General features: G+C 72.6%; 12 protein-coding genes and 1 pseudogene. 8 read left to right on the plus strand and 5 right to left on the minus strand.

From position 1 onward, the window contains the following. Window positions 1–23 precede the first annotated feature (23 nt). The 3 genes from J7462_RS26940 to cofC form a co-directional block, all read right to left on the minus strand. Window positions 24–2,183 carry an RNA degradosome polyphosphate kinase gene (locus tag J7462_RS26940; protein WP_255599094.1) on the minus strand — a complete coding sequence of 720 codons (2,160 nt, stop codon included), beginning with the start codon at window positions 2,181–2,183 and terminating at the stop codon, window positions 24–26. Window positions 2,184–2,402: 219 nt separating this feature from the next. Next, window positions 2,403–2,600, minus strand: coding sequence for a cold-shock protein (locus J7462_RS26945; protein WP_219468168.1), 198 nt, complete (start codon window positions 2,598–2,600; stop codon window positions 2,403–2,405). Between the two features lies 1 nt (window position 2,601). Further along, a complete protein-coding gene (cofC, locus tag J7462_RS26950) occupies window positions 2,602–3,336 on the minus strand; it encodes a 2-phospho-L-lactate guanylyltransferase (RefSeq protein WP_219468169.1) in 735 nt (244 codons plus the stop codon). A 129-nt stretch (window positions 3,337–3,465) separates the two neighbouring features. Here cofC and J7462_RS26955 point away from each other — a divergent pair. The 5 genes and pseudogenes from J7462_RS26955 (at window position 3,466) to J7462_RS26975 (ending at window position 8,613) form a co-directional block, all read left to right on the plus strand. Then, window positions 3,466–4,190, plus strand: a pseudogene (locus tag J7462_RS26955) (lysophospholipid acyltransferase family protein). Between the two features lie 108 nt (window positions 4,191–4,298). Continuing rightward, window positions 4,299–5,306: an NAD(P)H-dependent glycerol-3-phosphate dehydrogenase gene (locus J7462_RS26960; RefSeq protein ID WP_208567249.1), complete on the plus strand. Its 1,008-nt coding sequence runs from the start codon at window positions 4,299–4,301 to the stop codon at window positions 5,304–5,306. Next, a complete protein-coding gene (locus tag J7462_RS26965) occupies window positions 5,303–6,463 on the plus strand; it encodes a cystathionine gamma-lyase (protein WP_219468171.1) in 1,161 nt (386 codons plus the stop codon). Before J7462_RS26960 ends, J7462_RS26965 begins: the two co-directional genes overlap by 4 nt. Window positions 6,464–6,599: 136 nt before the next feature. After that, the gene (locus J7462_RS26970; RefSeq protein ID WP_208567247.1) at window positions 6,600–7,391 is read left to right on the plus strand and encodes a putative protein N(5)-glutamine methyltransferase; all 792 of its coding nucleotides are present in this window, start codon (window positions 6,600–6,602) and stop codon (window positions 7,389–7,391) included. Window positions 7,392–7,560: 169 nt separating this feature from the next. After that, window positions 7,561–8,613 (plus strand): ROK family protein, encoded by a 1,053-nt coding sequence (locus tag J7462_RS26975; RefSeq protein ID WP_208567246.1) that lies wholly within the window; start codon window positions 7,561–7,563, stop codon window positions 8,611–8,613. Window positions 8,614–8,656: 43 nt separating this feature from the next. Here J7462_RS26975 and J7462_RS26980 read toward each other — a convergent pair whose 3' ends face one another. Beyond that, window positions 8,657–8,869 carry a DUF397 domain-containing protein gene (locus tag J7462_RS26980; RefSeq protein WP_219468173.1) on the minus strand — a complete coding sequence of 71 codons (213 nt, stop codon included), beginning with the start codon at window positions 8,867–8,869 and terminating at the stop codon, window positions 8,657–8,659. 7 nt (window positions 8,870–8,876) lie between these two features. Continuing rightward, window positions 8,877–9,722 (minus strand): helix-turn-helix transcriptional regulator, encoded by an 846-nt coding sequence (locus J7462_RS26985; RefSeq protein WP_208567244.1) that lies wholly within the window; start codon window positions 9,720–9,722, stop codon window positions 8,877–8,879. Between the two features lie 256 nt (window positions 9,723–9,978). On the opposite strand from J7462_RS26985, the gene J7462_RS26990 reads away from it, so the two are divergent. The 3 genes from J7462_RS26990 to J7462_RS27000 all read left to right on the plus strand — a co-directional run bounded on the left by J7462_RS26990 (window position 9,979) and on the right by J7462_RS27000 (window position 12,799). Further along, on the plus strand, window positions 9,979–10,212 hold the full coding sequence (locus tag J7462_RS26990) for a hypothetical protein (RefSeq protein ID WP_208567451.1): 234 nt from the start codon (window positions 9,979–9,981) through the stop codon (window positions 10,210–10,212). Window positions 10,213–10,362: 150 nt separating this feature from the next. Next, entirely contained in the window at window positions 10,363–11,457 is a 1,095-nt protein-coding gene (locus J7462_RS26995) for a D-alanine--D-alanine ligase family protein (RefSeq protein ID WP_208567243.1), read from the plus strand. A gap of 340 nt (window positions 11,458–11,797) precedes the next feature. Further along, on the plus strand, window positions 11,798–12,799 hold the full coding sequence (locus J7462_RS27000; RefSeq protein WP_219468176.1) for a hypothetical protein: 1,002 nt from the start codon (window positions 11,798–11,800) through the stop codon (window positions 12,797–12,799). Window positions 12,800–12,836: the final 37 nt, after the last annotated feature.

A 12,836-nucleotide genomic window follows, 5' to 3' on the forward strand; every position in this document is an offset into this window, starting at 1 on the left:
CCGTCGGACGGGCGACCTGACGGTCAGCCGGCGGAGCTGCCCACCCGGCGCAGCAGCAGCTCCTGCAGGTCGTGCAGGGGCTGCTCGGCGCTGCCGGTACGCCGGGTCCAGTTGCCGTCGGCGGCCAGCTCGAACGCGTCCACGTCCGGGCTCATCGCGGTGGTCATCACCTGGTCCAGTTCGGCTCGGGCGACCGGGTCGCTGACCTGCACCAGCGCCTCGACCCGGCGGTCGAGGTTGCGGTGCATCAGGTCGGCGGAGCCCATCCAGAACTCGGCGTCGCCGTTGTTGCCGAACCGGAAGATCCGCGAGTGTTCCAGGAACCGGCCGAGGATCGAGCGGACCCGGATGTTCTCCGACAGCCCCGGCACCCCGGGCCGCAGCGTGCACATGCCCCGGATCAGCAGGTCCACGTGCACGCCGGCCCGCGACGCCCGGTAGAGCGCGTCGGTGATCTCCTCGTCGACCAGCGAGTTCACCTTGAACTGCACCAGCCCCGGCATGCCCAGCCGGACGTGCGCGATCTCCCGTTCGATCCGCTCGATCAGGCCGCTGCGGATGCCCTGCGGGGCGACCAGCAACCGCCGGTACGCGGTCTGCCGGCTGTAGCCGGTGAGCACGTTGAACAGGTCGGTCAGGTCGGCGCCGATCTCCGGGTCGGCGGTGAGCACGCCGAAGTCCTCGTACAGTCGGGCGGTCTTGGGGTGGTAGTTGCCGGTGCCGATGTGGCAGTACCGGCGGATCTGGTTGCCCTCCTGGCGTACCACCAGGGCGGTCTTGCAGTGCGTCTTGAGCCCGACCAGTCCGTAGACGACGTGGCAGCCGGCCCGTTCCAGGGTGCGCGCCCAGCCGATGTTGGCCACCTCGTCGAAGCGGGCCTTCAGCTCCACCAGCACCACCACCTGCTTGCCGGCGGCGGCGGCGTCGACCAGCGCGTCGACGATCGGGGAGTCGCCGCTGGTGCGGTAGAGGGTCTGCTTGATGGCCAGCACGTTCGGGTCGGCGGCGGCCTGCTCGACGAAGCGTTGCACGCTGGTGGCGAACGAGTGGTACGGGTGGTGCACCAGCACGTCGCCGTCGCGCAGGGTGGCGAAGACGCTGCGCGGCACCTCGCCCTCGGCCAGCCGGGGGTGGGTGGCCGGCACGAACGGCTTGTCCTTCAGGTCGGGGCGGTCCGCCTCGCCGTAGAGCTGCCACAGCGCCGACAGGTCCAGCAGGCCGGGCACCCGCAGCACGTCGTGCCCGTCCATGTCCAGCTCGCGGACGAGCAGCTCCAGCATGTGGTCGGAGATGGAGGCGGCCACCTCCAGCCGGACCGGGGGGCCGAAGCGTCGCCGGGCCAGTTCCCGTTCCAGGGCCTGGAGCAGGTCCTCGTCGCGGTCCTCGTCGACCTCCACCTCGGCGTTGCGGGTGACCCGGAACAGGTGGCACTCGACCACCTGCATGCCGGAGAAGAGCTGCCCAAGGTGCACCGAGATGAGTTCCTCGACGGGCAGCATCCGCAGCCCCGGCTGGTCGCGGGCCACCCGGACGAAGCGGGGCACGTTGTTGGGCACCTTGACCCGGGCGAACAGCTCCGAACCGCCGTCGGGGTCGCGCACCGCCACGGCGAGGTTCAACGACCGCCCGGAGATGTACGGGAACGGGTGCGCGGGGTCCACCGCGAGCGGGGTGAGCACCGGGAAGATGTGTTCCCGGAAGTAGGTGCGCAGCCGTTCCCGTTCCGGGTCGTCCAGCTCCGCCCAGCGCAGGATCCGGATGTCCTCCCGGGCCAGTTGCGGCAGCAGGTCGTCGACGAAGCAGGCGGCCTGCCGGGCGACCAGCCCGGCGGCGCACTCGGTGATCCGTTCCAGCTGGGTACGCAGCGGCAGCCGGTCCCCGCCGCGTACCGGCAGACCGGCGGAGAGGCGGCGCTTGAGCCCGGCCACCCGCACCATGTAGAACTCGTCGAGGTTGCTGGCGAAGATGGCCAGGAACTTCGCCCGTTCCAGCAGCGGCGTGCCGGGGTCCTCGGCCAGGGCCAGCACCCGGCCGTTGAAGTCGAGCCAGGACAGCTCCCGGTTGAGGAACCGGTCCGCCGGCAGCGGTTCGTCGGCGGGTGCCCCGTCGGCGGTGCTCGACCCCGTGGCGGTGGACGTGCCGTCGGCGGTGGGCCGGTCGCCGGTGTCGAGCACCTCGTCCAGGCCGGCGGAGGCCCCGGCGGCGCTGGCGGCGGGGGAGTCGGGTGCCGTGGCGGCGACGTCGGAGGGGGCGCGGCGGGTGCGGGAACCGCCCCGGCGGCGGGTGCCGTTGCGGGTCGGGTCGGTGGCGGCGGACGGGCTGGTGGGGTGCTCGCGAGGGGTGCTCACCCGCTCATAATCACCCGATTACGGTTAACGCAAAATGAACTTGGGCCGGGTTGTTCAGGCCATCGTCGGCAATGTCACCCGGACGACGCCGCCGTCCGGATCGGTTTCCACCCGGAGCCGCTGGCCGAGGCGGAGCAGGCGCAGCCCGGAGGCGTCGAAGGCGCGGGCCGGGAAGGGCAGCTCGGTGCCGTCGTCGAGGAGCAGCACGCCGGTGCGGGTCTGCGCGTCGAAGGTCGCCACGGTGCCCTGCATGTCAGCACCGTACACCTGTGGTGTCGCCGGGGTGGGTGGTCGGTCCGGGGCCGCCGGCCGGTTCAGCCGGGCCGGCCGGGACGACGCCGGTCAGCGCGCCGGTGGCCGGGCCGAGGCCGAGCCGGGCCGCGTCGGCCAGGTCGGCGGCGGTGTCGACGTCGCGCCGCAGGCTCGGCCAACCGCCCGGCAGCGGCACCGCCCCGGAGGCCAGGTGGGCGGCGGCCGAGTCGACCCCGAACCGGGGGTCCAGCGGCACCCCGGGAGGCGCGACGAGCAGCGTGGTGCCGGTGCCGGGGGCGTCGGAGACGAACCGGCGTACCCCCGCCGGGCCGGTGCCGACCGCGTGCAGTGCGGCGGCCAGTTCGGCCGGGCGCAACGCCGGCAGGTCCGCGGTGAGCGCCGCCACCCAGGTCCCGCACCCACCTCCGGCCGTATCGTCACCGTCGGTGACCGCCACTTCGACGCCGTGCCGTAGGGCGGCGTTCAGCCCGGAATCCGGGCGGTCCGGCACCACCCGGGCGCCCGCCGCGCCGACCGCCGCCGCCACCTGCGGGTCGGCGGTGACCACCAGCACCTCGGCGACCGCCGGGCAGGCCAGCGCCGCGCCGACCGTGTCGGCCGTCAACGCCAGCGCCAGCTCCTCGTGGGGTACGACCGGCAGCGCCCCCCGCAGTCGGCTCTTGGCCGCACGGAGCCGCTTCACCGGTACCACCACCACCCACCTCGCCTGGCCCACGTCGACAATCCTGCCAGCGCCGACGGCGGTACCCCTCACTGGCCGTACCGGGGACGAGCAGGCATGATTTCCGCTGCGGGCCGCAACGGTGGGGGTGCGGCGCGCGGGCGGGGTGACGAGGAGGCAGGGGTGACACGGCGCAGGCTGGGTTTCTGGCGACGGTTCGCCGTGGCGCTGGTCAAGCCCGTGATGCTGGCCTGGACCCGGCGCACCTGGCACGGGGCCGAGGAGCTGCGCCGTCCGGGGGGCGTCATCATCGTCCCCAACCACCTCTCGCACACCGATCCGCTGGTCTGCGCGCACTTCATCTACGACGCCGGCCGGTGGCCGCAGTTCCTCGGTAAGGCCAGCGTGTTCCGGGTCCCGGTGGTCGGCTGGATCCTGCACCGCTGCCGGCAGATCCCGGTGGAACGGGAGACGTCCGTCGCGGTCAAGTCGTTGGACCGGCTGGTCGCCGCGCTGGACGCGGGCGGCGCGGTGGTCATCTACCCGGAGGGCACCATCACCCGGGAGCCGCAGCTGTGGCCGATGCGAGGCAAGACCGGCGCGGCCCGGCTGGCCCTGGCCACCGGCGCACCGGTCATCCCGGTCGCGCTGTGGGGCCCGGAACGGCTCTTCGACCCGCGTACCCGCCGGGTGGGGTTGCGGCCCCGGACCCCGGTGACGGTGGTGGCCGGTCCGCCGGTCGACCTGAGCCGGTGGGCGGGGCCACCCCCGGCCGGGTGGTGCTGGAGGAGATGACCGACCAGATCATGTTGACCCTGCGTGACCTGCTCGCCGGCATCCGGGGCGGGACACCGCCGCCGCTGTGGGAACGTCCCGTCAGTCCGCGTACTCCCGAGGTGACCGAATGAGCGAGTGGATCGACCGGCACGACGCACGGACGGCAGGGGCATGAGCGGACGGACCGGGCGGACCGGCGCGTGGGCGTACGGCGTCACCGACGGTGGGGAGGCGACGGCGTGAGTGGCCACGTGGCGGTGCTGGGGGCCGGTTCCTGGGGGACGGCGTTCGCCAAGATCCTCGCCGACGCCGGCCGGGAGGTGACCATCCTGGCCCGGCGGGAACAGGTCGTCGAGGCGATCCGCACCCACCGGCGCAACCCCGACTACCTGCCGGAGCTGCGGCTGCCCGACCGGGTCACCGCGACCGGCGACGCGGCCAAGGCGATCTCCGGCGCGGAGCTGGTGGTGCTGTCGGTGCCGTCGCAGACGCTGCGCGGCAACCTCGCCGAGTGGGCCGGTCACCTCGCCCCGGACGCCACCCTCGTCTCCCTGATGAAGGGGATCGAGCTGGGCACCACCCGGCGGATGAGCGAGGTGATCGTGGAGACCGCCCGGGTCACCGCCGACCGGGTGGTGGTCGTCTCCGGCCCCAACCTGGCCCCCGAGATCGCCGTCGAGCAGCCGGCCGCGACGGTGGTCGCCGGCACCGACGCCCGCCGCACCGAACTGGTGCAGCAGTCGATCCGCACCCCGTACTTCCGGCCCTACACCAACGACGACGTGATCGGCTGCGAGCTGGGCGGGGCGGTCAAGAACGTGATCGCCCTGTCCTACGGGATCGCCACCGCGATGGGCTTCGGCGACAACACCCGGGCGATGCTGATGACCCGGGGGCTGGCCGAGACCGCCCGCCTGGGCGTGGCGCTCGGCGCCGACCCGATCACCTTCGCCGGCCTGGCCGGCATGGGTGACCTGGTAGCGTCCTGCTCGTCGCCGTTGGCCCGCAACCGCACCTTCGGCGAGCACCTGGGCCGGGGGGAGACCCTGGAGCAGGCGCAGGCGGCCACCCGACAGACCGCCGAGGGCGTGAAGAGCTGCCTGGCCATTCGGGACCTGGCCCGCGCGCACGGGGTGGAGATGCCGATCACCGAGCAGATCGAACGGATCTGCCACGAGGGGATGGACCCGAGGCTGGCAGTGGACACCCTGATGAGCCGTACCGCCAAGCCGGAGTCGTACGAGTGAGCGGCCAGCCGGTCCCACCGGGGGAGCACGGGCACTGGCACGACGGGACCCGGTGCGTGCACGCCGGGCTGCCGGAGCCGGCGCCGGGGCAGCCGTTCCTGCCCGGCCCGGTGTTCGCCGCGCCCTATCACCTCGACCCGTGGCAGGGGCCGGCCGGGGCGCCGAACGGCTACGGCCGCCCGGACAACCCGACCCGCCGGCTGCTGGAGACGGCCATCGGGGAACTGGAAGGGGGCGACTGCCGGGTCTTCGCCTCCGGGCAGGCCGCCATCACCGGAATGCTGCTGGCGGTGCTGCGCCCCGGCGACACCGTGCTGCTGCCCGCCGACGGCTACTTCCCCGTCCGGGCGTTCGCCACCGACACCCTCGCCGGGATGGGGGTACGGGTCAGCTTCGTGCCCACCGCCGGGCCGTACCCGTCGTTCGACGGGGTACGGCTGGTGCTGCTGGAGACCCCGGCGAACCCGGGCCTGGACGTGGCCGACATCGCCGCCGTGGCCGACGCGGCGCACGCGGCCGGCGCGCTGGTCGCGGTGGACAACACCACCGCCACCCCGCTCGGGCAGCGCCCGCTGGACCTGGGAGCCGACCTGGTGGTCGCCTCCGGCACCAAGGCGCTGACCGGCCACTCGGACCTGCTGCTGGGCTACGTGGCCTCCCGGTCGGCGCAACTGCTGGAGACGGTGACCGGGTGGCGGACCACCACCGGTGCGGTGCCCGGGGCGTTCGACGCCTGGCTGGCCCACCGGTCGCTGGCCACCCTCGACCTGCGGTTGGCCCGGCAGTCCGCCAACGCGGCGGCACTGGTCGAGCTGCTCGCCGGCCGGGCCGACGTGACCGGGCTGCGCTGGCCGGGCCGCCCGGAGGACCCGGCGTACCCGGTGGCGTCGCGGCAGCTGCGACGGATGCCCGGGGTGCTCTCGTTCGACCTCGGGGACGCCGACCGGGTGGCCCGGTTCATCGTCGCGTCCCGGCTGGTCACCGCCGCGACCTCGTTCGGTGGCCTGCACACCAGCGCCGACCGGCGGGCGCAGTGGGGCGACGACACGGCCCCCGGCTTCGTCCGGCTCTCCTGCGGGGTGGAGGACACCGCCGATCTGGTCGCCGACGTGGCCGCCGCACTGGACAGCGCGGGGGCGGCCGGTCCGCTATCGTGATGCCGGCCCGTACGGGCCCCGACCGGAGGAGGTGAGTCCGATCCACCAGACATCAGGACCGGCGCTCCCCGTCGAGTCCCCGTCGCTGCGGTAGCGACGGTGGGAGCGCCGACGTGCGCTCCCGAAAGGCATCACCATGGCATCCGACCTGTTTCCCCACGATCACGCCGCCCTCGTCGCCCGGCTGCGCGCCGCCGGCTGCGTCTATGCCGAGGACGAGGCGACGCTGCTCGTCTCCGCCGCCGACTCGCCGCAGGTGTTGACCGCCCTGACCGACCGGCGGGTCGCCGGTGAACCGTTGGAACACCTGCTCGGCTGGGCCGAGTTCTGTGGCCGTCGGGTCGCCGTCGACCCGGGGGTGTTCGTACCCCGGGCCCGGACCGCGCTGCTGGTGGAAGCCGCCGTGTCGGTCGCCGGGCCGGCCCCGGCGCTGGTCGACCTCTGTTGCGGCTCGGGCGCGATCAGCGTCGCGCTGGTCGACCGGCTCGCCCCCCGCTGGCTCGCCGCCGTCGACGTGGACCCGGCCGCCGTGGCCTGCGCCCGCCGTAACCTGGCCGGCCGGGACGTCACCGTCGTGCAGGGCGACCTGTACGACCCGCTGCCGCTTCAGTGGCGGGGCCGGTTGGACGTGGTGGTCGCCAACGCCCCCTACGTGCCCACCCCGGCGGTGGCTCTGATGCCGGCGGAGGCACGGCTGCACGAGGCGTCGGTGGCGTTGGACGGCGGCAGCGACGGGCTGGCCGTGTTGCGCCGGGTGGCGGCCGGTGCGGTCGACTGGCTGCGGCCCGGCGGTCACCTGGTGGTGGAGGTCAGCGCCGGGCAGGCCGGGGCGTTGTGCGAGGCGATGACCGGGCTGGGTCTGCTGCCGACGGTGCTGCGCGCCGAGGAGTGGGAGGCCACCGGGGTCCTCGCCCGCCGCCCGGACTGAGCGGCCCCGCCGCCGACCGGGTGCTCTTCGACGCCGACGACCGCTCCGAGGTCGAACGGCCGGTCGGGTCCGACCGGGGCGACCCGACGGCGGGTTCGCCCCGGTCGGGGGCGTGACGGGCGGCGGGAACGGGAACTAACCTCGCAGCAGACCCAGGTGGAGGTGGCGGATGGTCGGCGTGGACGTGCCGGTGGTGGTCGGCCTCGACAACGGTGGCACCAGCAACAATGCCACCGTGCTCCGCCTGGACGGCCGGTTCCTGGTCGATGGGCTGGTGGAGACCCCCAGCGAGGTGACCGCCGGGCCGCAGGTGGCGATCGAGGCGCTGGCCCACGCGTTCGACGGGGTGCTGGCCCACACCGGTGTGCCCCGCGAGCAGGTCCGGGCGGTGGGGTTGGACACCCCAGGGCCGGCCAGCGCCACCGGCGTCATCTCGTCCCGGGGGTCGACGAACTTCGCCCAGCCCGCCTGGCACGGGTTCGACGTGCGGGGCGCGCTGGAGCGACGTCTCGGCCTGCCGGTGATCTATCACAACGACGGCAACGCCGCCGCGCTCTACGCCCACCACGTCCACTTCGGAGCCGAGGCGGCGACCCGGTCGTCGGTCGCGGCGATCGTCGGCACCGGTCTCGGCGGCGGGCTGGTGATCGACGGCCGGGTGGTCACCGGCGCGGCCGGGATGGCCGGGGAGTTCGGCCACGTGCACATCCCGCTGGCCGGGCTGCTCGCCCCCGGTCAACCCGAACCGCGGTGCGCCTGCGGCTTCGTCGGGGACGCGGAGAGCGTCGCCTCGCTGACCGCGATCGGCCGCAACCTGCTGCCGTACCGGCTGTCCCGGCAGCCGGAGCATCCGTTGGCGCAGGAGCCGCCCGAGCGTGCCGCCAGGCTGCTACGGGGGTACGCCGAGCGCGGTGATCCGCTGGCCCGGGAGGTCTTCGCCCAGCAGGCGGCGGCACTCGGCCGGTTGTTCACCATCGCCGCGAACTTCGCCGACCCGCATGCGTACTTCGTCGGTGGTGGGGTGGTGGAGGCGACGCCGGAGTTCCGCGACTGGTTCCTCGACACCGTCCGGGCGCACACGGTGCTCCGGGCGGAGCAGGCCGCGCTGGTCACCTTCGCCCTGGTCCCGGACCGGGACATGGCCGGGGCGCGTGGGGTGGCCATCGCCGCGGCCGAGGCGGTCCGCCCTGCCGCCGCCCCGCCTGCTGCCCTGATCGACTGACCCGTCCGCCCCCGCACCGCTTCGGTGCGGGGGCGGTGCCGGGTCAGTGGCGCTGTGGGGCCGGCGGCGGGGCGGTGGCGAAGGCGGCCCAGGCCGTGGGTGGGAAGAGCAGCACCGGGCCGCCCGGGTCCTTGGAGTCGCGGATCGCGACCCGGCCCGGCAGTGACGCCAGCTCGACGCAGGCCCCCTCGTCCCCGCTGTGGCTGCTCTTGCGCCAGGCGGCCCCGGACAGGGCCACGCCGATCGTCGGTGTCATCGGTCTCCTACCGTCCCTTCATCAGTTGCAGCAGTCGGTCGCGGCTGTCCGCCGGGCTGAGCGCGACGGTCCGCAGATGTTCCATGATCTTGGTGCAGGTCCGCAGGTCACCCGGCCGGTCCAGGACCATCTGACCGGCCACGGTCTCCACCGAGGCGATCAGCGGGTCCTCGGGGTCGGCGAACTCCAGGATGTGCAGCGAGCCCCGGGTGCCCCGGTGGTAGCCGGCGGAGAGCGGGATCACCTGGACGGTGACGTTCGGCAGCTCCGCCGTCTTGAGCAGGTGGCTCAGCTGCGCCTCCATCACCGTGCGGTCGCCGACGGGACGCAGCAGCGCGCCCTCGTCGATGATCGCGTCGAAGATCGGGGGTTCGGCGGCGGTGATCCGTTGCTGCCGGTCCAGCCGGAGCTTGACCCGCTGCTCGACCTGGTCGTCGGTGAGGGTGTGCGGCCCGCCCCGCATCACGCCCCGGATGTAGTCGGCGGTCTGGAGCAGGCCGGGCACGATCGAGGGTTCGAAGTTGGCGATCGCGGTGGCTTCGGCCTCCAGCGCGATGAAGTCGATCGTGCGTTTGTCCAGTAGGTGTGAGTAGGGCACCCACCAGCCGGGTTTACGGGTGTCCTTGGCGAGCTGGACCGCTGCGGCGATCTCCTCGGGCCGTACCCCGTAGAGGCTGAGCAGCGCGCGGACGGTGGCCGGGTTGACCAGGGTCTGTGCGTTCTCGTAGCGGCTGAGGGTGCTGCGGGTGCTGTTGATCTCGTCGGCGGCGGCCTCCAGGGTGAGGCCGGCCGCTTCCCGGTGGGCGCGTAGGGCGATGCCCAGGCGGCGAGCCCGAGCGGTCTTGGGAGCCATACGTCGATGGTGGCATATGTCTTTGGGAACTTGTGCATGAGAGAACGTCGATGAGAGTTGCATTCACGCCTGTCCACCTGTCAATCTGTAACGGAGTCCTCACCAACGGTTGTCGTGGCGACGGCGGTGGTGAGTGACCGGAGGGGATGAGGCGCGTGGCGATCGGGTTTACTCCCCCGTTCCCGATCGCCACGTGCCGCCGCCGCCATCCATCGTCTGGAAAGGACTTCGGACTGTGAGGGGCCTGATGACGGCGATGACGCGGTTCCTGGTGGTGCTCAGTGACGTCCGGCCGGTGGAGGCGCAGGTGCGCGACGAACGGGCCTGCCCCGAGCGCCGTCGCCAGGTCGTCGGCGCGAACAGTCGGGAGGCGGCAGACCGGATCGCCGGGGCGTTCATGGCCCTGGGCATGGTCCGGGCCGGGCGGCAGCGGGTGAAGGTGATCGCCGTCGGGCGTCGCCGTCGCGTCCTGCCCGCCGACCCGGGCTGAGCGTCACGTACCGTATCGGGGTGGATGACCGTTTGCGAGGGCGGTTCGCGTCCTGCCGGGTATCACCATCGGGGTGTCGCCACCCACAGTAAGGTCAGTCGGGTGAGCGCAACTGACGGCTCCGCAGGCGCGTACCGAGAGGTGACCCGAGTGACCACCCCAGGCAAGACCCGCGTGGCGATCGTCTTCGGCGGCCGCAGCCCCGAACACGGCATCTCCTGCGTCAGCGCCGGCAGTGTGCTCGGCGCGCTCGACCCCGACGAGTACGACGTGGTGCCGGTCGGCATCACCCGGCAGGGCCAGTGGGTGCTGACCAGCGGGGACCCGGGCGAGTTGGCGATCCGGGCCCGCAAGCTCCCGGAGATCACCGCCGGGGCCGGGGCCGAGGTCGTGCTGCGGACCGACCCGACCGCAGGGGGCCTGCTGGTGCTCGACCCCACCGAGGGCCCCCGGGCACTCGCCGACGTCGACGTCGTCTTCCCGGTGCTGCACGGCGCATACGGCGAGGACGGCACCATCCAGGGCATGCTGGAGATGGCCGACATCCCGTACGTCGGCGCGAACGTCTTCGCCTCCGCCGCGGCGATGGACAAGGAGTTCACCAAGAAGCTCTGCGTCGCCGAGGGCATCCCGGTCGGCCCGTACGCGGTGCTGCGCAACGGGATGACCCTGAGCGAGACCGACAAGCAGCGGCTGGGGCTGCCGGTCTTCGTCAAGCCGTCCCGTGCCGGCTCGTCGTTCGGCATCACCAAGGTCGACGACTGGGCGCAGCTCGACGCCGCCGTGGCCACCGCCCGGGAGATCGACACCAAGGTGCTGGTCGAGGCCGCGATCGTCGGCCGGGAAATCGAGTGCGGCGTGCTGGAGGGCGAGGCCGGCGGGGCGCCGGAGGCGTCCGTGCTGGCCGAGGTGCGGATGGTCGGCGACCGCGAGTGGTACGACTTCGAGGCCAAGTACCTCTTCGCCGACGAGGTCTGCGAGTACGACGTCCCCGCCGGGCTGCCCGACCGGGTCACCCGTCAGGTCCAGGAGTACGCCACCCGCGCCTTCACCGCGCTGGACTGCGCCGGCCTGGCCCGGGTCGACTTCTTCGTCACCCCCGACCTGGACGTCTACCTCAACGAGATCAACACGATGCCCGGGTTCACCCCGACGTCGATGTTCCCCCGGATGTGGGCGGCCAGCGGCCTGGAGTACCCCAAGCTGGTCAACCGGCTGATCCGGACCGCCCTGCACCGGCACTGACCCCTGCACCGGCACTGACCCCTGCGCCGGCACTGACCTCCGTGCCGGCACTGACCTCCGCCGCCGGCCCTCCCGCAGACCGGCGTTCGGGCATCCTCCCGACGTCGGTCGACCATGTTGTCGGTCCCTGATTCGGGCGGTCCTGGCCGGGGCCATTCTGTCAATGGGCGAGAGTAATCCACCGGCATATCCCACGGGCAATAAATCCGATGGTGGTTATGGCAATTTTGGTGGGGTGGCACGGATTCCTGACAACCATTGTTCGGCGTTGTGATCAATAGTGAAAACTCAATATGCTGCCGGAGTTCGGATACCTGCAAGGGGCAAATTGGAGGTCCTCTTGAAATCCGCTCTGCGTTGGTCCGTGAGTGCCGGTGCGGCATTCACCCTGATCCTGACCGGTGCGCCGGCAGCCGAGGCGAATTCGACCACGGTCGACCAGAAGGGAAACATCACGGCAATTGCCCGTACCCTGGACGGCCGGGCGATCACCAATGAGAAGATCGCGCAGGAGGTCGCCGACTTCTGGACCCCGCAGCGCATGGCGTCCGCCGTCGACCTGGACTTCCCGAAGTCGGGCAGGGCCGCCGCGTCGTCGAGCCACGCGCCGAAGCCCACCGGACCGGCCGGTACGGTCGCGCCGGTGGCACCGAGCGTCGCCAGTGGCCCCAGGACGATGCTGAACGAGGCGGTGACCGTCGGCAAGGTCTACTTCACGGTCCCCGGCGGCGGCACCGCCTCCTGCTCGGCCAGCACCGTCGCCAGCGCCAAGCGGCGGCTCGTGGTGACCGCCGGCCACTGCGTGCACCAGGGCGGCGGTGGTCAGTGGTACACCAACTGGCAGTTCGTCCCCCGGTACCGCAACGGGGTGCGGCCGTTCGGCACCTTCGTGGCCTACAGCCTCTCCACCCGTGGCGCCTGGGCCAGCTCGTCGAGCTATGCCGAGGACATGGGCATCGCGGTGATGTCCAACGGCGGCATCTACAACGCGAAGGTCGTCGACACCGTCGGCGGCAACGGGCTCCGGTGGAACTGGGGCTACAGCGTCTCGGTCACCGCCCTCGGCTATCCGTCCAACCTCGGCGGCGGTGAGAGCCAGCAATACTGCCAGAGCACCACCTGGGACGCGGGCGGCCAGCAGATCCGGATGTACTGCAACATGACCTACGGTTCCAGTGGCGGGCCGTGGTTGCAGGAATACAACGACTCGATCGGTGCCGGCTACATCAACAGCACCGTCAGCCACGGCGACAATCCCGGCAACGGGCAATTCGACGGCCCGTACTACGACGACGACATCAAGAGCCTCTACGACTACGCAGAAGCCGGCTCTCCCGCGTAATTCCCTCCCCGGACAGCGCCCCGGCCACCGGCCGGGG

The sequence above is a fragment of the Micromonospora sp. RL09-050-HVF-A genome, assembly GCF_019374995.1.
In the GTDB taxonomy this organism is placed as follows: domain Bacteria; phylum Actinomycetota; class Actinomycetes; order Mycobacteriales; family Micromonosporaceae; genus Micromonospora; species Micromonospora antibiotica.